Source organism: Paracholeplasma brassicae, from assembly GCF_000967915.1.
Lineage (GTDB): Bacteria > Bacillota_I > Bacilli_A > Acholeplasmatales > UBA5453 > Paracholeplasma > Paracholeplasma brassicae.
The window spans coordinates 1,403,247-1,422,232 of record NC_022549.1; the positions used below are offsets into that span (position 1 = coordinate 1,403,247).

26 protein-coding genes, 1 tRNA gene and 1 pseudogene are annotated in these 18,986 nt (G+C 32.9%); 3 read left to right on the plus strand and 25 right to left on the minus strand.

The features are described 5' to 3' along the window. The first annotated feature begins 1 nt into the window (after position 1). Positions 2 to 985, plus strand: coding sequence for a calcium/sodium antiporter (locus BN853_RS06515; protein ID WP_030005166.1), 984 nt, complete (start codon positions 2 to 4; stop codon positions 983 to 985). A 65-nt stretch (positions 986 to 1,050) separates the two neighbouring features. Here BN853_RS06515 and BN853_RS06520 read toward each other — a convergent pair whose 3' ends face one another. The 6 genes from BN853_RS06520 to BN853_RS06545 all read right to left on the minus strand — a co-directional run bounded on the left by BN853_RS06520 (position 1,051) and on the right by BN853_RS06545 (position 7,218). Then, positions 1,051 to 1,812: a nucleoside phosphorylase gene (locus BN853_RS06520; RefSeq protein ID WP_030005167.1), complete on the minus strand. Its 762-nt coding sequence runs from the start codon at positions 1,810 to 1,812 to the stop codon at positions 1,051 to 1,053. 29 nt (positions 1,813 to 1,841) lie between these two features. Further along, on the minus strand, positions 1,842 to 2,705 hold the full coding sequence (locus BN853_RS06525; RefSeq protein WP_052591319.1) for a hypothetical protein: 864 nt from the start codon (positions 2,703 to 2,705) through the stop codon (positions 1,842 to 1,844). A gap of 50 nt (positions 2,706 to 2,755) precedes the next feature. Then, a complete protein-coding gene (locus BN853_RS06530; protein ID WP_157869947.1) occupies positions 2,756 to 3,625 on the minus strand; it encodes an IS3 family transposase in 870 nt (289 codons plus the stop codon). 14 nt (positions 3,626 to 3,639) lie between these two features. Beyond that, a complete protein-coding gene (locus BN853_RS06535; protein WP_030005170.1) occupies positions 3,640 to 3,933 on the minus strand; it encodes a transposase in 294 nt (97 codons plus the stop codon). Between the two features lie 176 nt (positions 3,934 to 4,109). Continuing rightward, entirely contained in the window at positions 4,110 to 6,638 is a 2,529-nt protein-coding gene (locus BN853_RS06540) for an ATP-binding cassette domain-containing protein (RefSeq protein WP_030005171.1), read from the minus strand. A gap of 184 nt (positions 6,639 to 6,822) precedes the next feature. Next, positions 6,823 to 7,218: a nuclear transport factor 2 family protein gene (locus BN853_RS06545; protein WP_030005172.1), complete on the minus strand. Its 396-nt coding sequence runs from the start codon at positions 7,216 to 7,218 to the stop codon at positions 6,823 to 6,825. A 142-nt stretch (positions 7,219 to 7,360) separates the two neighbouring features. Between BN853_RS06545 and BN853_RS06550 the strand changes: the two genes are divergently transcribed. After that, on the plus strand, positions 7,361 to 7,684 hold the full coding sequence (locus BN853_RS06550) for a winged helix-turn-helix transcriptional regulator (RefSeq protein WP_030005173.1): 324 nt from the start codon (positions 7,361 to 7,363) through the stop codon (positions 7,682 to 7,684). A 32-nt stretch (positions 7,685 to 7,716) separates the two neighbouring features. Here the strand turns inward: BN853_RS06550 and BN853_RS09210 are convergent, their stop codons facing one another. The 16 genes from BN853_RS09210 to BN853_RS06615 form a co-directional block, all read right to left on the minus strand. Beyond that, the gene (locus BN853_RS09210) at positions 7,717 to 7,881 is read right to left on the minus strand and encodes a phage holin, LLH family (protein WP_157869967.1); all 165 of its coding nucleotides are present in this window, start codon (positions 7,879 to 7,881) and stop codon (positions 7,717 to 7,719) included. Beyond that, positions 7,878 to 8,021 (minus strand): hypothetical protein, encoded by a 144-nt coding sequence (locus BN853_RS08980; protein ID WP_157869948.1) that lies wholly within the window; start codon positions 8,019 to 8,021, stop codon positions 7,878 to 7,880. The genes BN853_RS09210 and BN853_RS08980 overlap by 4 nt, the downstream gene beginning before the upstream one ends. A 95-nt stretch (positions 8,022 to 8,116) precedes the next feature. Next, the gene (locus tag BN853_RS09215) at positions 8,117 to 8,308 is read right to left on the minus strand and encodes an IS3 family transposase (RefSeq protein WP_030005174.1); all 192 of its coding nucleotides are present in this window, start codon (positions 8,306 to 8,308) and stop codon (positions 8,117 to 8,119) included. Beyond that, a complete protein-coding gene (locus BN853_RS08835) occupies positions 8,309 to 9,007 on the minus strand; it encodes an IS3 family transposase (RefSeq protein WP_084232957.1) in 699 nt (232 codons plus the stop codon). A gap of 3 nt (positions 9,008 to 9,010) precedes the next feature. Continuing rightward, positions 9,011 to 9,328 (minus strand): transposase, encoded by a 318-nt coding sequence (locus tag BN853_RS06565; protein WP_030005176.1) that lies wholly within the window; start codon positions 9,326 to 9,328, stop codon positions 9,011 to 9,013. A 50-nt stretch (positions 9,329 to 9,378) separates the two neighbouring features. Further along, positions 9,379 to 9,669 (minus strand): hypothetical protein, encoded by a 291-nt coding sequence (locus tag BN853_RS06570; protein WP_030005177.1) that lies wholly within the window; start codon positions 9,667 to 9,669, stop codon positions 9,379 to 9,381. Positions 9,670 to 10,425: 756 nt separating this feature from the next. Then, positions 10,426 to 10,716 carry a hypothetical protein gene (locus BN853_RS06575; protein WP_030005178.1) on the minus strand — a complete coding sequence of 97 codons (291 nt, stop codon included), beginning with the start codon at positions 10,714 to 10,716 and terminating at the stop codon, positions 10,426 to 10,428. A 44-nt stretch (positions 10,717 to 10,760) separates the two neighbouring features. Next, entirely contained in the window at positions 10,761 to 11,018 is a 258-nt protein-coding gene (locus BN853_RS06580; RefSeq protein WP_052591324.1) for a hypothetical protein, read from the minus strand. A gap of 130 nt (positions 11,019 to 11,148) precedes the next feature. Next, positions 11,149 to 11,445: a hypothetical protein gene (locus BN853_RS06585; RefSeq protein ID WP_052591327.1), complete on the minus strand. Its 297-nt coding sequence runs from the start codon at positions 11,443 to 11,445 to the stop codon at positions 11,149 to 11,151. A 151-nt stretch (positions 11,446 to 11,596) separates the two neighbouring features. After that, on the minus strand, positions 11,597 to 11,989 hold the full coding sequence (locus tag BN853_RS06590; RefSeq protein ID WP_052591329.1) for a hypothetical protein: 393 nt from the start codon (positions 11,987 to 11,989) through the stop codon (positions 11,597 to 11,599). Between the two features lie 158 nt (positions 11,990 to 12,147). Beyond that, positions 12,148 to 12,330 (minus strand): IS3 family transposase, encoded by a 183-nt coding sequence (locus BN853_RS09220; protein WP_030005181.1) that lies wholly within the window; start codon positions 12,328 to 12,330, stop codon positions 12,148 to 12,150. After that, positions 12,331 to 12,567, minus strand: a complete 237-nt coding sequence (locus tag BN853_RS09225) for a DDE-type integrase/transposase/recombinase (protein WP_427909982.1) — start codon at positions 12,565 to 12,567, stop codon at positions 12,331 to 12,333. Then, the gene (locus BN853_RS09095; RefSeq protein ID WP_231857069.1) at positions 12,492 to 12,818 is read right to left on the minus strand and encodes a hypothetical protein; all 327 of its coding nucleotides are present in this window, start codon (positions 12,816 to 12,818) and stop codon (positions 12,492 to 12,494) included. Before BN853_RS09095 ends, BN853_RS09225 begins: the two co-directional genes overlap by 76 nt. Positions 12,819 to 12,977: 159 nt before the next feature. Beyond that, positions 12,978 to 13,238: a hypothetical protein gene (locus BN853_RS06605; RefSeq protein ID WP_030005183.1), complete on the minus strand. Its 261-nt coding sequence runs from the start codon at positions 13,236 to 13,238 to the stop codon at positions 12,978 to 12,980. 301 nt (positions 13,239 to 13,539) lie between these two features. Then, positions 13,540 to 13,613 (minus strand) — tRNA-Cys (locus BN853_RS06610). 92 nt (positions 13,614 to 13,705) lie between these two features. After that, a complete protein-coding gene (locus tag BN853_RS06615; RefSeq protein ID WP_030005184.1) occupies positions 13,706 to 15,181 on the minus strand; it encodes a bifunctional metallophosphatase/5'-nucleotidase in 1,476 nt (491 codons plus the stop codon). A 148-nt stretch (positions 15,182 to 15,329) separates the two neighbouring features. On the opposite strand from BN853_RS06615, the pseudogene BN853_RS09160 reads away from it, so the two are divergent. Continuing rightward, positions 15,330 to 17,454: pseudogene (locus BN853_RS09160) on the plus strand (ATP-dependent Clp protease ATP-binding subunit). A 27-nt stretch (positions 17,455 to 17,481) separates the two neighbouring features. On the opposite strand, the gene BN853_RS06630 reads toward BN853_RS09160, so the two are convergent. From BN853_RS06630 to BN853_RS06640, 3 genes are all read right to left on the minus strand, one after another. Then, on the minus strand, positions 17,482 to 18,036 hold the full coding sequence (locus tag BN853_RS06630; protein ID WP_030005187.1) for a chromate transporter: 555 nt from the start codon (positions 18,034 to 18,036) through the stop codon (positions 17,482 to 17,484). Beyond that, positions 18,029 to 18,580 (minus strand): chromate transporter, encoded by a 552-nt coding sequence (locus BN853_RS06635; protein ID WP_030005188.1) that lies wholly within the window; start codon positions 18,578 to 18,580, stop codon positions 18,029 to 18,031. Before BN853_RS06635 ends, BN853_RS06630 begins: the two co-directional genes overlap by 8 nt. 106 nt (positions 18,581 to 18,686) lie before the next feature. After that, positions 18,687 to 18,950 (minus strand): DUF2188 domain-containing protein, encoded by a 264-nt coding sequence (locus BN853_RS06640; RefSeq protein WP_030005189.1) that lies wholly within the window; start codon positions 18,948 to 18,950, stop codon positions 18,687 to 18,689. Between the last annotated feature and the right edge of the window lie 36 nt (positions 18,951 to 18,986).

The following is an 18,986-nucleotide window of genomic DNA, read 5'->3' on the forward strand; positions in this document are numbered from 1 at the left end:
TATGGATTTTATATTACCGTTTATCATGCTTATCATCGGATTTATCGTATTGGTTAAAGGTGCTGATTTTTTTGTGGATGGCGCATCGAGTATTGCAAAGTATTTTAAGGTTTCTAGTTTAGTGATTGGCTTAACCGTCGTTGCGTTTGGCACATCGTTGCCTGAGGCAGCGGTGAGTATTTCAAGTGCCCTTCAAGGCGTCGATGACGTTTCTTTTGGAAATGTGATTGGATCAAATATCTTTAACCTATTACTGATTTTAGGTATATCTTCATTGATTGTACCTCAGATCGTACACAGTGATCTAATAAAACGCGATTTGCCGATTGCGATTAGTGCTGTCTTTATACTAATCCCAATGTATTTTTTCATAGGTAATGGCCACATCATCACTCAATTTGAAGGCGCGTTATTGTTTGTGCTTATCATCGGATTTGTTGTCTTGTTAATAAAACAACCAAAAAAAGAGGTTTCTATCGACAAAGAAATCCAGATGAAGTTCACATTTAATAAAGCGATTATCATCACGCTGATTGGTTTGATTGGTATCGTATTTGGTGGCATCCTTGTTACCGAAGGCGCAAAGTCTATTGCGTTACTATTTGGAATGTCAGAATGGCTCGTAGGTTTAACGATCGTTTCAATTGGAACTTCACTGCCTGAACTGGTAACCTCCGTTGTTGCCTCAATGAAAAAAGAATCCGATATTGCGATTGGCAATATCATTGGATCTAACATATTCAACATCTTTTTTATCTTAGGATTTAGTGCGCTAGTTGCACCAATATCATTTAACCAAACCGCAATTTTTGATATCATTTTCATCACAGTATCAACCATTATCGTCTTCATCTTCGCATCTAGAAAAAACCAAATCACCAGACGACACGGTATGATATTACTTGGACTTTATCTTGTTTATATGGTCTATATTATTTCTCGTGATCAAAACGCTCAAATTGCATTCATTCAGTTGATTCATTAGTTGAGTTAAGCAATGAAAAACGCAACCATCCATATGGTGATATGGATGGTTGCATTTTTATATTATTAACTTAGTTTTGAAGCAAGATAAACAGCGATCCTAAAATACCATAAACGTGACGATATTGGCTCACTGCCAAGGGTTTTCTTGTCCCACACCAAATCAATCAGACTATCCGCACCATACAAAAAGGGGTAAAAGTGGATTTTTCTTAGATTAGCAAATGCTTGGATTGCACTCACTTCCATTTCGACAGTAATACATCCTTGTTCAATTCGCTCTTTTACGATTGCTTCGGTTTCTCGATAGAACGCATCCGTTGTCCAAGTATAACCAAGCGTGTAAGGAATATTCGCCTCTTTAAATAGATGTTCCACTATTTGATAATGATTGATCTCGACAAATTCACTGGCCTTCATGTAATGGTAGCTTGTGCCTTCATCACGATAAGCTTTGGTCGGAATGATTAGGTTTGTTTTTGCCGCATTATGGTCTAACAAACCACAACTCCCATACATCACAACATTTTCAATTTTTAGCCTGTAAGTCATTTCTTCTAGTATACCTACGGTAGTCGGAGCACCTATTGGTGATAAGAAAAAGATTATGTTCTCATTATCAATTACCTCGTACGCGTGATATTTACCATGAGATGAACCAAATAGTAAGTCATCAATCGGTTTAATTAACGCATTATCTAACAAACTTTGTAGAACTTTACTTTGAAATGTTAGTATGAGGGTTTTATATGTACGATGATAGGGCGTTGTGACTTTAGATATGTCAATAATTTCGATTGAATCTCTATAGGTTTTTTCAATTGGCATAGGATTACCTCTTTCTTTAATTGATTTGTTTAACTAAAAATGAGGTGCAAATCTTGCTTGATTTCGTCTCTTTTTGATTCGATAAACTCAATCTCTTTCTCATTAAAAACAAAATCGCTAAAAAAATCTGGTCTTTCAAGTAATAAAATTTGGTGTATTTCAATGGTTTGTTTGGTATTTAAAGGAAATAAGATATCTACTTTCTTATTATTAAAGTGTAGGACGTAGTGCGCATTGGTTACCTCATCTTTAAACCGATGAACTGTGAAATAACGTTCCACTGAAGTTAACTCGTCATAAGGGAGCGTTGTTTCGTTAAGATCAAACATACCCTTCATTATAATTTCATCTTCATTGTAGTAAGCGTATTGATTTATACTAAACACAAAAAGAGGGTAGGTCAGCAAGATAATATAAAAACCGAGTCTAGTAACTAACCGAAAGTCAAACGCACGATAAGATACTTCAAATGTATCGATTTCAATACCGCGGTTTGTTTGATAAGTGAAATTCCGAACCAAATATCGTTTATTCTTGTAAGGATAAAAAATGATAGCGATAAATCCAATCATCAAAAAAAGCATGACAACTGCTTTGATTCCATGAATATTGAGTTCTAGAACATCATAGTTTTTCTTAGGCAATATTTCGTAATAAAACGCACTAAGTATCAATACACCCATAATCCCAAGTGTTTTCCCCATCACAAGTAAAAAAAGTAATAGTTTATAAGGCTTAGAACATTCGTCTTGGTGTGTAGTGATTGCACGATTTATTTGATTTTCTAGCAGAATTACCGTGGATTCTACGGTCTTAAGCTTGATGAAACTGAGCCGGTAGAAATACGTTATCAAAAAGCAATAGACGACTAAGTGTAGCAATACTAAAATCAATCAAACACCCCCTTGATGACTATCATAATCGGATTATAAGACGAACAAAACTAGAATATAGGTTCTAATCTCGCATTCCTCGAGTTTTCGTATTGCTTTTCATACTGATTAGGAGAAATATATCCTAAGGTGCCATGTATCCTTACAGTATTGTAAAATGTTTCAATATATTCAAACACTAGTTGCTGAGCGTGCTCTAAATCTTTTGTCTTAAATCTCTTTAACCATTCACGTTTGATAATGGCGTGAAAGGATTCTATACATGCATTATCCCATGGGTCTGCTTTCTTTGAATAGCTTGGTCTCATGTTAGAATCCATTAAACTCAAATACTCTTTTGAAACATATTGTATCCCACGATCACTATGAATAATCAGTGGTTTATCCAAATTTCGTCTTTCTTTTGCACGTTTAATACATCTAACAACTGAATCTACAGATAAGCTATCTGATAGATCCCAAGCGATGATTTTACGACTGAATAAATCCATCACACTTGTTAGGTATACAAACCCTGTATAAGTCCAAATATATGTAATGTCTGTGACCCACAGACTATTTGGTTTATCAGTGTCAAATTCTCGTTTGACTAAGTTTTCTAGATTAGTGCTGAAATCACTATCAACAGTTGTTTTTATCCATTTAGAGCGATATATCGCTCTAATATCTAATTCTCTCATGTAATTAGATACTGTCTTAACGGCTATCTTTACGCTTGTATCTTTTAACTTCTCAGTAATCTTAGGTGCACCATAGATTTGTTTTGATTCTTCATATTTGATTTGAATCTGTGTTTTAATTTCTTTTTTACGTAACGCTTGTTTACTGGGTTCTCTTTTGATGTAATCGTAAAACCCAGAAGTAGAAACACCTAAAATATTCAGCACTCTGGAAACCGAAATTTGGTGTCTCTCATCCAAAACTAGTTTGTATATTACTTGGGTTCCTCGTTTTGAATGCTGATGGCTTTTTTTAAGATTCTAAGCGCGTCTTCTTTAGCTTGAAGTTCTTTTCGTAGTCGTGCATTTTCTTTTTCTAAATCATTTGAAAAATTACCACTACCTCTGTGATTAATATCACCATCATTTTTATATTCAGCTGACCATTTATAATATGTCGGTTCTGATATATTAAGGTTTCGACACACTGCCGCGACACTTAATTCCGGATGTGTTTGTCGGTACTTGATTGTGTCTAGTTTAAACTGTTTATCATACTGTTTTGCCATTGATAAGTTCACTTCCTTTTCATGTATTATTTTAACATGAACACTCTATGTTTAACTTATCCGTTATTTATACTAGCATCAAAACTCATCCACGCTTGCCTACACTCAAACTTAACACTATCAATCTATTACCTGTATCAAGTCTGTTTTCTTTTGGTATATTTTGTGTTTTAAATTTATAAAATATACTGAATGTCTAAATTCATACTATTTATGTAGTTTCTAAGGTGCTTAGCGGTAATGCTCTTCTTATCCGCTATTAATCCTTTAATACTGCCTGAATAAATGACTTGCCCTCCGTATTTACCACCCCTAGGTCCCATATCAATTAAATGATCTGCGTTAATCATTATATCTAAATCATGCTCTATCACAATAATAGTGGCACCTTTAAAAATAAGTCTTCTCATCACTTTTAATAAAGTCTGCACATCATCCGGATGCAATCCAATACTAGGTTCATCAAATACGAAAAGTGTATTCTTGAATTGTTTTTTTAAGTGTAGTGATAGCTTTAAACGTTGGGCCTCTCCTCCAGAAAGTGACGGGGTTTGTTCACCTATTTTTAAGTACCCTAATCCTATATCGTTTAAAATATTTAATGTTTCTTTCATATTTTTATGTTCATTAAAAATAGTGATAGCCTCATTAATAGATAAATTCATAACATCTGCTATCGTATATCCTTTCCATTTAATACTTAGAATTTTTTCATTAAATCGTCGACCTTGACAATTTGGACAAACCTCTGTCATATCAGGTAAATACTGAACATCCATTTTTATCCTACCCATGCCCTCACAATAAGGACAAGCACCTTCTTTATTATTATAAGAAAAGTTTGAAATCGTATACTTTTGATTCTTAGATTGAGGGAGTGACGCATATATTTTTCTAAGTTCATCCATCATATTGGTATAAGTTGCAACTGTAGATCTTATATTTTTTCCAATAGGGGTTGCATCTATTTCTACAATTTTATCAAACTGATAATTACCTTCTAATGTATCACTTGTATTCTGACCATGAAGTGCTGGAATTAAACTATCTAATACGACTGTCGTTTTACCTGAACCCGACAATCCAGTGACAACGTTTAAAGCGTTTTTATAAAATGTAGCTTTAACCTTCTTCACATTATGTTTGTTATGGACGTTAATGCTAAATTGGTCCTCATCCTTAAGATTACATTCATGAGTGTATTGTCTAAGGTTAATCTTGCCATTTAAATACTTGGCAATGATAGATTGTTCATTTTTAATGACATCATTAAGTGAGCCAGAAGCAATGAGTTCTCCCCCTAAATCTCCAGCTTTTGGTCCGATTTCTATGATATAATCAGCCTTACGAATCATGGATATTTCATGTTCAACAATCAGTACAGTGTTTCCTTGACTAATGAGTTTGTCCACAATTTTTAGTAAGCCATCAATATTTTCCTGATGTAAACCAACACTTGGTTCATCAAGGACATATAGAATCCCTGTAATTTCATTCCTTATTGTTCTGGCCAATTGAATACGTTGCAGTTCGCCCGTAGAAAGCGTATGTCCACTTCTATCTAATGTCAAATAATCAATACCCAACTTCAATAAAGGCTCAATCAATTCCTTTAATTCCATAATTAACTTTTTTGCTAATTGCTTCATTTCAGGTATCGTCTCGTCTAAAATTTTTGCTGAAAAATCAGATAACTCTTGTAAATCCATTGCAGATACTTCAACAATATTCTTTGATGACAACAACGTCGTTAAAGCAGCTTGATTAAATCTACTACCATTGCATGCACTACATTTGACAGTTGAATAAAATCGATTAAGTCGCAACATACCTGTTTCATTTGTCGTATTTTTAATACTGTTTTCAACTGCTAAAAATGCATTTTCATAATTAAAATCTAAATTAAAGATTTTTCCATTTGCAGGAATCACGACCTTCTTTTTAACACTTGGTCCATATAACACAATGTTTTTCTCATCAATACTTAACGCATTATAAGGAATATCAATCCGTACACCAAGTTCTTGAGCTAACAGTGGCATTTGAGTTCTACCTGGCAATTTCCAAGATAAAACTGCTCCTTCTCTTAATGTTAAGTTCTCATCTGGAATAATTTTTGAGATTTCAATCACTCTTTCTTCCCCACTGCCTCCACACTGAAGACAAGCACCATCCGCATTAAATGAAAAGTTTATGGCACCTGGCGCTTTAAATTTCATACCACAAAAAGGGCAATCAACAATACCCGCTAAAGGGTTGGTTTCTGGAAAATTCATTGCTTTTGAAACTAATAATGTTGGCTCCATACGGTGACCATTTGGACAAACGTGGGACCCCAAACGTGAAAACATTAATCTAATGATATTAAATATCTCTGTTAAAGTGCCAACGGTTGTCCGAATGCTAGGCACCTCCGGCCTTTGCGTTAATGCAATTGTTGAAGGTAAATGTTTTATACTTTCAAATTCAGCTTGCGTCTTTTGCTCAATTCTTCTTCTTGAGTAGGCCGAAAGGGCATTTAGATATCTTCTATTTCCCTCAGCATAAATTGTATCCATAGCTAGTGAAGATTTCCCACTTCCTGATACACCTGTGATAACAGTCATTTTGTGTAACGGTATAGACACAGAAACATCCTTCAAATTATTCGCTTTTGCTCCAACAACTTCAATTTCCTTAGGTAACTGTTCTTTTATTTCACTCATAGCCACACCTCTTAACTAAAACTTTCATATTCTACACACATATGTTAACTTATAAATCTAGTTATTCAAATTATTTTAGTAATTCTTAATCAAAAAGCCCCCTAAATATAGTAATTTAAGGGCTTAATGAAAAATTATTTACACACGATTTCCATCATATCATGATGATTTATTTATTATAAAACTATTTATTTCCAAAACTATCTTCGACATCTTGTTCTGATGAAAACAACCAAACCTCTTGAATTTTTCCATCTTTAATTCTAAAAAGATCAATACCATTCATATCAAGTTTAATGCCATCTCGATCTGCTAAGAAAGTAACATTAGCAGCAACCAAATCATCATTACTTGATACCCAATTTGTAACAACCTTAAATGTACCATTACTTCTTTCTGCAAATTGACCTAAATGTGCACCAAGTGCTTGTTTTCCAACTACTAATCCTGAAAGTGAATTTTTTCCTGGTTGATGCCATTTTACATCATCTACCATTTGTTCGAATACTGCAGGAAAATCACCTTTTACCAATGCATCATTATATGCATTAAAAACTTCTAATACACTTTTTTTACTCATTTTAACGCGCTCCTTTGATTTAATATAGTGATTAATACGTATCACACATATATAATAAATCAAATGTATTGATTTTAAAAGTACGAACATTTATAATACATAGTATCATTTATGTAACTAACAAATGAGTTGGAGGTATTATATGCAAAGTATTTATGGAAAATGTCCCTTTGCTACAACGCAAAGAGTTCTTCAAGGAAAATGGGCGATTGTTGTTCTTTTTCAATTAAGTAGTGGTAAAAAAAGATTCAATCAACTAGAAAAATCACTTCCAGAAATCACAAGAACTGCACTAACACGTCAATTAAGACAGCTTGAAGAAGACAAGCTCATCATTAGAACTGTTTATCCAGAAGTTCCACCACGTGTAGAATATTTATTAAGTCCCATCGGAGATAAGTTTAAAAAAGTCTTAGATGAGATTGAAATTTTTGGTTTAGATTATATTGCACAATTAATTTCATAATTCATTTTTTTCTGTTCTAAAGATAAAAACACTCATTTATTAATGCTTTTTGATACTTTTATCACTGATTCAATGATCGCATCAATCACTTCATCAGAAATACTTATATTGTTTTGTTTTAAAAAACTTTGAATATTTGATAAAACATACTTCTTTTTTTGTTCACCACTTGTATAATATCCTTCAGCATTAATCAGCTATATTCTTCAATATCTTTATATGATTTTATAAATAATTTTGCATTAGTCATAATTAGTGCATCAACTAAAAAAGACTCTTCATCTTTCCAAGTTTCGACTTTTTCAAGTTCATTTATTATTAGTTGATGATTTTCCACCTTAAACACTCCTCTTATTTTTCAGGATAGTTCACTCCGTTTTTCTTAATTTTGAATTGATACCATTTTCTTGTACTTTATGTTCTTTGTAGTTATTATATCATTTGTTGGTTCATTAACCTATATTGAATAGGTGAATAACCATCTAGAGTTAATTTTATTCTATCGTGATTATACCAATAAATATACTCATCAATGGTCTTAATCAAATCCGATAGTGATTTAACTTTCTGTAAATAGATTGTTTCACACTTAAGTGTCCCGAAGAATCTTTCAACCACTGACATTTAATAGGCATTACCTTTAGTACTTATGGATTGAGTAAATGATGATTTCTTACGGTAATTACGATATTTAGGTGATTGGTATAGAATGCCTTGACCAGAGTGCATGAGAAGCTTTGATAAGTCTTCATTTGGGTTGATTGATTTCTTCAGTGTCTTTAAGATTAAATCTTGATTCTGACTTCTAGATATTTGATAACCTTTGACTTCGCCATTGTAAAGATCTTGAATGACAGATAGATATAAACGTTTACGATTAAATCTAAACTCTGATACATCTGTGACCCATGCGATATTAGGTTCATCTTTTTTAAAGTCTCTCTTAAGTAGATTGGGTGTAATTTTGTTTGATATTTGGGAGATATAGCGATATCTCTTTTTTCTTACCTTACAGACGATGGGTAGCTCTTTCATAAGCTTCACAACCGTCTTATACGCTATTTTGACCTCATAGAAGTTTTGAAGTGCGAGTTTAATACGTCTATAGCCATATGTTTTGTTACTAGCTTCAAAGATTTCTGAAATAAGTATCTTAATATCATGATATTTATCAGTCTCATTTTGATGTTCATAATAATCGTAAATAGATTTTGGAAGTCCTGATATTAGAAGTAGATCTATTAGTGCATATTTTCGCCTTAGTTCCTGGACTACTTGGTATTTTTGTTTGTTCCTGTTTTTTAAACTTTGGCTATAAGTAATTTTCTAGTATTCTAGTTCCATTTCTAAGTGTTTAACTTTAAGTTCAAGACTTTGTTCGATCTCTTTGGATGGTTTATAGAACTGTCTAACTGGATTCTTACGATAGTCTTTAGGTGTTTGAAAGAATCGTTCTTTACCATAGAGCCTATACTGATAAACCCATCTTGCAGGTAGTGTATCATTTAGACTCCCTGATGATAAATACATATCATATTTGCGTGCCGCTTGACTGTATGAGAGTTCATTTTCAATGATATCTATAACGACTTTTAACTTGAATTCTCCGCTCCATAGTCTATTCTTTTTCTTTTTGTCTTTCATCTGATACCTCCTGCATATATATTAGTTTACACTAAGTACAGGTTTTGGTATCAGTTCACTTCAATAATTGTTTGAGTGTCTTCATAGTATTCACCCTCTGCTCTTCTTGTAATACTTACCAAAAGTAGTTGTTCATGAAGTTTCTTTGCTTCTGCAATTGTAAATCTAATCTCTTCATGTCTTTTCTTGAGTTTTTCCCAAGTTGCCTCACTCACTCCAAGTAAGTTATAAATTAAACCTCTTGCTTCTTTATATGAATAATTGTTAGAGATGATTTTTAGTTTTGCATCTAGTAAACCTTGTTCTTTCCATTTCACATAAGCATCTTTTGTATTGGCCATATAATTTCCACCTCCCAGTAATTGAAAGTGAAATCTACGAATTTTCTCAAGAAAAAAAGGAGCAAAAATTGCTCCTTTTAATCCTAGACTTTTAAAGCCTGATATCCACGATAACCAGATTATAAGCTAAAAAGTTCAGTTTGTAGTGTATCTAGTGGTAGACAAAAATACTTTTTTTAAGCCTTTTTATTAACATATTTTGTTGCTCTCAAACCTATATCATTGTAGTTATTAATTGTATTATTGCTATTTGATTACTATTTGAGTATGGGCATCAACACTAATTATTGACCAGTGATTATATTTTGGTGCTAACAATCAAAAATCAAGTGTGTTATTTTAATTATTACCAAGCAAGTCTTTTTCCTATTTTTAAATGAAAGCATTGTGAAAAAGCATCAAATTGGTATCAAAAATAATAATATTTAACAAACAAAGAGTTCCTCCAATTATTGTAAGTAATCAGAATGAAAGCCCATTTTGAATGTTTGTTTCTTCATTTTAAGTTTTTCTTTTATAAGTTCGTCTATAGTATAAAAAATGAACCAATCATTATTGATTAGTTCATCTTCAGTGTAAATAGTACTCATTTTAGTTGGAATTTCTCTTGATTAGACTGGATATTTATCCATCATCTACGTGAATATGATTTATACAATGTTGATAATTTTTATTATCTCTTTTCATCGTTAGATTTATTTGCGATACTCTAAAATCAATATTCTTAAATTTAATAGCATCCCAAAAATCATATTGTCAATTTAAAAAATAAGCAATATCACTATTATTAAATGACAATATTTCAACCCTATTCCACATTTCTTTCAAGGTGTGCCCTGCAAAAATTTTTATTTTAAACACATCACTAAATGCATTGACATTAACAGGTGTATACTCTTTTTTATTTGATTCCATAAAGTTGACTGAATAAAAGTTTTTTTCCACATCTTTAATTATAAGATATTGCTCTTTACCTATCAGTATCTCCATGTCAAAATTACTCGTATTCACCATTAATCTTTCAACATGTTCAAATTTATATTTCATTAAACTTACCTCCTTTTTATAATAAATTTCGATTTTTATGATGATTAAAGATTTTCTACTAGATTATCTGGAACAAATGGCTCAATTTCAAGATCAACTAGTTTATTTATTAATTCATCAAGATTTTTTTGGATTTTAACCAAATTAATAACACTCCAAAATTCATTCGGTGCTATTGAGATACCTTCATCATTTAATAAGTAATCTGAAATCTTTAGATTTTTTTTGCTATTTTCTACAAACTTTTTAAATTGCACTATATTTTCATTGGGTTTAAAAAAAATGGAAATTCTTCTAGACATGCCTTCTTGAAAAACTATACAAAAAAAGTTTTTCTCAAACCCTTTCGTATATCCAGTTCCATATTCCCAACCTTTTATTTCACCAATTTTTTATAATAATTTTTGACAAACATATCTTTTTGCTCCTTAATTAATAATTTTTATATTTATCGGGTAATAATCTAGTAAATGTTAAAGGTAGAGTATTAAATATATCATTTTTAATTTTAAAAGAATATCGATTATTTATAACTCCATTTTTTAGAAAAATATGTATACGACCTGGAACAACAGCATGCGTTCTACCTGTTAACCAATTCCAAAAACTATTTTTAATATATATAATCCTATCAATGTCTTGAAAGTTAATTTCTATATTTCTTTTTCTTTTTTTAATTATAAGACTATTCTTATAAAAAATTACTTTCTTTGAAACTTTAATTTCCATATAATTATAACTCCCCTAATAGTAAAAAATGATATAACTCTTAGTCGAATTATACCATTTTTAGTTGCTTTATCTCAACCATATATGAAAACTATATAAACAATAGTTCAATATTACTTGAAATATATATCAAATTGTCCATGCACGCATATTATTGTCCGGTAATTATTTTATTTATACTTCGTACATACTTACGATAGTTTAACCCTAACATAAATGTCCAACTATCATCCATATAAACTTCACCTGTATCAGAGTTAACTAAGTAAAAGACTACTAATGTATCAATATTATCAAAATATACTAGTTCTTTCTTTTCAAACGCATCATTAGTTTCAGCAACTACAATAATTGTTTTATATTTTCCCTTAGTGCTAAACTCGTCACTAATAAACTCTAAATATTCATTTATTTTAGATTTAACAATTGGTTTGTCATTAAATAGCAAATACCTCTTTTTTACTAGTTTATAAGTTTCTAGCTTAAAATCTTTACTTATTTCAATTTTTAGTTCTTGAACTATTTCTTTTTTACTTATTTTCAAAATTGACTCCTCCATTTATTGTTTTCATTACATTTATTATTTCAGTTGTAACATGTTTTATAGTACTATTTTATCATAACATATCCTAATCTTTTAATTTTATATTTGAATTGATACCATTTTCTTGTACTTTATGTTCTTTGTAGTTATTGTATCATTTATTGATTCATGAGTCTATATTGGATAGGTGAATAACCACCTAGAGTTAGTTTAATTCGTTCATGATTATACCAATAGATATACTCATCAATTGTTCTAATTAAATCAGATAAAGATTTAACCTTTTGTAAGTAGATGGTTTCGCATTTAAGCGTCCCGAAGAAACTTTCAACCACTGACATTTAATAGGCATTACCTTTAGCACTCATGGATTGAGTAAATGATGATTTCTTAAGGTAATTACGATATTTAGGTGATTGGTATAGAATGCCTTGATCAGAGTGTATGAGAAGCTTTGATAAGTCTTCATTTAGGTTGATTGATTTCTTCAGTGTCTTTAAGTTTAAATCTTGATTCTGACTTCTAGATATTTGATAACCTTTGACTTCGCCATTGTAAAGATCTTGAATGACAGACAGATATAAACGTTTACGATTAAATCTAAACTCTGATACATCTGTGACCCATGGATATTGGGTTCATCTTTTTTAAAGTCTCTCTTAAGTAGATTGGGTGTAATTTTGTTTGATATTTGAGAGATATAGCGATATCTCTTATTTCTTACCTTACAGACGATGTGTAGCTCTTTCATAAGCTTTACAACCGTCTTATACGCTATTTTGACCTCATAGAAGTTTTTAAGGTGCAAGTTTAATACGTCTATAGCCATATGTTTTGTTACTAGCTTCAAAGATTTCTGAAATAAGTATCTTAATATCATGATATTTATCAGTCTCATTTTGATGTTCATAATAATCGTAAATAGATTTTGGAAGTCCTGATATTAGAAGTAGATCTATTAGTGCATATTTTCGCCTTAGTTCCTGGACTACTTGGTATTTTTGTTTGTTCGTTCCTGTTTCTGAATTAAGGCGGTGAGTTTTTTTGTGTATTCAAGTTCCATTTCTAAGTGTTTAACTTTAAGTTCAAGACTTTGTTCGATCTCTTTGGATGGTTTATAGAACTGTCTAACTGGATTCTTACGATAGTCTTTCGGTGTTTGAAAGAAACGCTCTTTCCCATAGAGTCTATACTGATATACCCATCTAGCAGGTAATGTATCATTTAGACTCCCTGATGATAAATACATATCATATTTACGCGCTGCTTGACTGTATGAGAGTTCATTTTCAATGATGTCTAAAACGACCTTTAATTTGAATTCTCCGCTCCATAGTCTATTTGTTTTCTTTTTGTCTTTTATCTGATACCTCCTGCATATATATTAGTTTACACTAAGTACAGGTTTTTGGTATCAGTTCACAAAAATAAAAGTCCATCATGTCGGTCGTTAAAGACTTTCAGATGGACTATTTTTTATTAAAAAATGCCCTAAAAGGGCATAATTTGGTGTTATTTGGTAGTTTTTTGCTACCAATTCAAGATTTCTTTGGAGGCCCCGACCGGATTTGAACCGACGATCAGGCAGTTGCAGTGCCGTGCCTTACCACTTGGCTACAGGGCCTATTTTAAACGCGCTATTATATTATAACTAGTAACAGCGCGTTTGTCAATTAGGTTTTGTTATCTAAATTCTAGTCTCATCAGACTTCGATATTATCTCGATGTTTGATTCGTTAATAATGCATTTGATATTACAAAATCATCGTATACATCTTTTTGTAGTGTCAATTCATCAAAAACAATGTCTCTTAAGACATAACCATCATTTGATAAGTTGTCTCCATATAAGAAGACGTCGTTAGTTTTATCAAACACGTAGTCGTTAGTCGCTACTTTATAGGACTTACCACTTTCAAAATAGTTGAGTTCTGAGCTGTACCTCAAATCACTACGATTAAGTAAGCTGTTTATTGTTGAACCATCCAAATAAACCGTCTTTACCACATTATCAAACGGAAGGACTTGATACAGTTTTGCTAAATTGATTACTTCGTTATCGTAAAAATCAACGCGTGTACCACCCGTGTTATGAAATGCAATACTTGCGTTAGTCTTAGCTCTCATGACACTTGCAACCCATTCGGTCAGTGCGGTTCTAGATAAGTAGGTTCGATTCGTGATGATTGGTGTTTTAAATAACGTATCGGTTTCTGATTTATAAAAGTCAACGAGTGTTTTAACCGCTTCGTCTTCTACATTAAATAATGGGCTCGAAGACGATTTGTAGTTAATCGCTTCCATGCTATATTTCGAGTCTAGGGCGATACGAACATAACCAACACGTTCACCATTTGCTTTAGCCTGTAGGGTTGGCGCACCATTTAAAATGGTTGCTACTTCTTGATGTGAGTGCGCATTGAAAACAGCATCGACCTTATAATCACCCGTTAAGTTTGACAAGCTGGACATCATGTACCCACCTGGATCGTGCGATAATACAATGATGATATCGACATCTTTTGTTGTTCTTAACTCTTTAGTATATTTCTTTATAATCTCTGTTGGTTCTAAAAATTCATACCCATCGATACGACTCTGAGCAATACTAGATTCTAGTCCGAAGCCCATCGTCCCAATGATACCTATTTTTTTATCTAATTTTTCAATAATTGTATACGGCTCAATATGAGACACAATGTTATTAGTACCTTCGTATACAACGTTTCCTCCAAGCAAAGGAAAATTAGCCTCACCATTTGATGTCTCACCATCAAAATAGTCAGTTACGACATCAATACCCCAGTCAAATTCATGATTGCCTACGACCATGGCATCAAAACCCATGACATTCATAATCTCAATGGTTGATCTTCCCATATAGTAGTTCGAAAGCGCACTGCCTTGGAACATATCACCACCAGCTAAAAACAATGTGTTGTTTTTGTGTTCACTTCGTTTGTTATTCACAAAATTTGCAATCTTAGCTAATCCGATTTGATACTCAGTTTCTTCAATAGCACCATGCAAATCATTTAAGTAATAAATATCTAAAAACTCTAGTTTATCCGAAGTCACAGGTTCTTCTGTTGGCTCTTCAATAACTGGTTCATCTTCTTTTTCATTTAAACAAGCACTTAATGTAACTACAGAAAACATAAGTAAAAATAACATCCATAATTTTTTGTTCATAATTGTACCTTACCTTTCTAGCCCTTATATTATATCATATAATAAATCGCTTTGCTTAATAAGTTTACTAACTACTTGATTCTTGAAATCCTTTGCGATATAATAATGTTGGCAGTTGATATATTAGAGTGCCAAAGGAGGGATACTCATGATGCCACAAATGGAAAACTATGAAAAAGATCCAAACATACTCGACAAGTTTGGACGTAACATTGTCGAAGAGGTAAAAAAAGGAAAAATCGACCCAGTCATCGGAAGAGAAGATGAAATCCGACGTATCATCAAAATACTATCCAGAAAAACGAAGAATAACCCACTCTTAATTGGTGAACCTGGCGTTGGTAAAACCGCAATAGTCGAAGGATTAGCACGACGAATTGTTGATAAAGATGTCCCGATCGGTTTAGAAAATAAAATCATCTACGAACTCGACATGGCTTCTTTGGTTGCTGGAGCCAAATTTAGAGGTGAATTTGAAGAACGACTCAAAGCCGTTTTAAATAAAATCAAAGACTCTGATGGAAAAATCATCTTATTCATTGATGAAATACACACCATTGTTGGTGCTGGTCGCGTCGATGGTGCAATGGACGCATCAAATATGTTAAAGCCAATGCTCGCAAGAGGCGAATTACACTGTATTGGGGCAACCACACTAAATGAGTCAAGAAAATACATCGAGAAGGACCCTGCGTTAGACAGACGCTTTCAAAAAATTCAAATCAATGAACCAACAGTTATCGATACCATTAGTATCCTTAGAGGACTTAAAGATCGTTTTGAAGCTCATCACGGCGTACACATCAGCGATAATGCGATTGTTCAATCCGCTTTACTATCAAATCGCTACATTACCGATCGTTTTCTACCCGATAAAGCCATTGATTTAATCGATGAAGCTTGTGCTTCCATTCGCATGGAAATTGATTCCATGCCCGTGGAACTTGACGACGTCACAAGAAAAATCATGCAATTGGAAATTGAAAAGAGTGCCTTAAAAAAAGAAAACCGATGCACTTTCTAAACAAAGACTTCAAAAGATTGATGAAGAACTCATCACACTAAAAACATCAGAAAAACAAATTAAATCCCAGTGGGAAAAAGAGAAAAATCAATTATTAGTCATCAAAGAGAAAAAAGCAAACTTAGAAAATCTAAGGCTGGAACTTCAAAACGCATTTAATGCGTCTAACTATCAAAAAGCAGCCGAGCTTCAGTACTCAAAAATCCCAGCGTTGGAAAAAGAAATTCTAACACTGACTGAGGTAAAAGACGAGCCTCATCTACTTTCTGAAGTAGTCACTGAAGAACACATCGCAGAAATCGTCTCTAAGTGGACTCATATACCAATTTCAAAATTAATCCAAGCAGATAAAGATAAGTTACTTCACTTGAAAGATGAAATGAAGAAAAGAGTCATCGGCCAAGACCAAGCAATCAATCTAATTGGTGATGCCATCATTAGACAAAGAGCTGGTATCAAAGACGAACGTAGACCCATTGGTTCATTTCTATTCTTAGGTCCTACTGGTGTGGGTAAAACCGAAGTCGCTAGATCACTCGCAGCTAATCTTTTTGACGATGAATCACACATCATTCGAATTGATATGAGCGAATACATGGAACGACATTCCACCTCGCGTCTCATCGGTTCTCCTCCAGGGTATGTCGGTTACGATGAGGGTGGCCAACTCACAGAAGCTGTTCGAAGAAAACCTTACTCGATTGTTCTATTTGATGAAATTGAAAAAGCACATCCTGAAGTTTTCAATCTACTTCTTCAAATCCTTGACGATGGCCGATTGACTGACAACCAAGGTAGAACCATTGATTTTAAAAACACCATCATTATTATGACTTCTAACTTAGGTTCGAATCTCTTAATTGAAAATAACCCAAAGAAAGAAGAAAACGTACTTAACCTCGTTAAAGAAACCTTTAAGCCAGAGTTCATAAACCGAATCGATGAAATCATCTTGTTTAACCCACTTGGTTTTAATGTTCAAGTAGAAATTGTTGAAAAACTTATCAATGAACTAAATCATCGATTAGAGGAAAAAAACATACATTTAAGCGTAACAGACGACGTAAAAAAATACATTTTACAACAAAGCTACTCAATCGAGTATGGTGCAAGACCAATCAAACGTTTTATCCAACGTTTCTTAGAAACCTTTATTGCAACCAAAGTGGTTGAAGGCAGTTTAGTACCAAATAAAACTTACTCAATTGAACTCGATGACAATCACCTAATGCTTCACGAAAAGAAATAAGGCGCCCAAAAGGCGCCTTATTAGCTTTTATAACCCGTAAAATATGATGCCCAAGATTGATGATAAAAGGACCATATGTATCGGAGACATTTTCTTATAAAACAGACTGACTAAGAACACCACCGAAAAAATTATCAATGCGATGTAGTCAAATGTAATCTCTGTCATAAAATCCCCTAATACACCATGTAAAACCACAGAAAGCCCTGCACTCAAAATTAACCCCACGATCAAAGGTTTTAACGTATAAAGTACTGCTCTAGCGGGTTTTGTCTTTAAAAACCTATCCGAAAAGTAAGCAATCAATAAGATAATTAAAAACGATGGGAGTACAACACCTAATGTTGCAAACAAACTACCGACAATGCCATGCGTATGATACCCCGCAAACGTTGCCATGTTTACCGCAAATGGTCCTGGGGTTGATTCAGCAATTCCAATGAATTGTGTGATTTGATCAAGCGTTAAATAATCATTTTGTAACATCTCTTGTCTAATCATTGGAATCATTGCATAGCCACCACCAAACGTGAATAAGCCGATTTTAAAGAAAACAAAAAAGAGTTTAAGTAATTCAATCATTCGAAATGTCACCACCTTTAATTGCTTGATAAGATACGGCAAACAGTGCCGTCAACAAGATCAGGTATACGACCGAAAATGAAGTAAAGAAAGATACGACAAACGCCAAAACAAAGAAGAAAAGGTTATACCAGTTCTTTTTTACCTTCTTTCCCATTTTAATAAATGCCTTGATAATTAAAACACCCACACCGGCACCAATGCCTTTTAATGCATTTTGAATGATCACATTTGAAGAAAATTGTTCTAAGAAAATTGATATTAAGATAATAACCGTCAACGAAGGAATTACCACACCAATTGTCGCAAATAAACTACCTAAAAAGCCACCATGTTTATAGCCAATAAACGTCGCACCATTAATTGCAAATGGACCCGGGGTTGCCTCACTAATCGAAATAAGCTCATGCATTTCCTCTTCGTCAATCCACTTTTTGTGTTCAACGATCAAGTCTTGCATGACCGCAATCATTGCGTACCCACCACCAAAGGTAAATAAGCCGATTTTAAAAAACGTATAAAAGATATCGATGTATTTTTTCATTTTATCAACAACAAAACGAAAACCGTTTTGTTAACCCCCTAACTCCATCTATTATAAGGAAAAATAGCCATCTTGTCAAAAAAAAATGACAAGCACTTGGCTTGCCTCAATATTTTTGTTTTCGGATTTTTCCATCCGTTTTATGTATCACAATGTTTGTCTTGTTTTTATCCGAAAGTGACTTCGCATATGCGATTGCTTCTTTTTGAGTATCAAAATATTTAATTGTTTTTTCAGAATTACTACGTCTAACTCGCCACATCTTATAAAACTCACTGTTTTCGTCCTTATTTAGCGAAATATGGTAATTAAAACTACCTTCATCCTTACCTAAATCATCACGTTTAACAACTTCTTTTTCATCTTTCATACTCATCACCTCTTAATGTTATTATAATACATTATT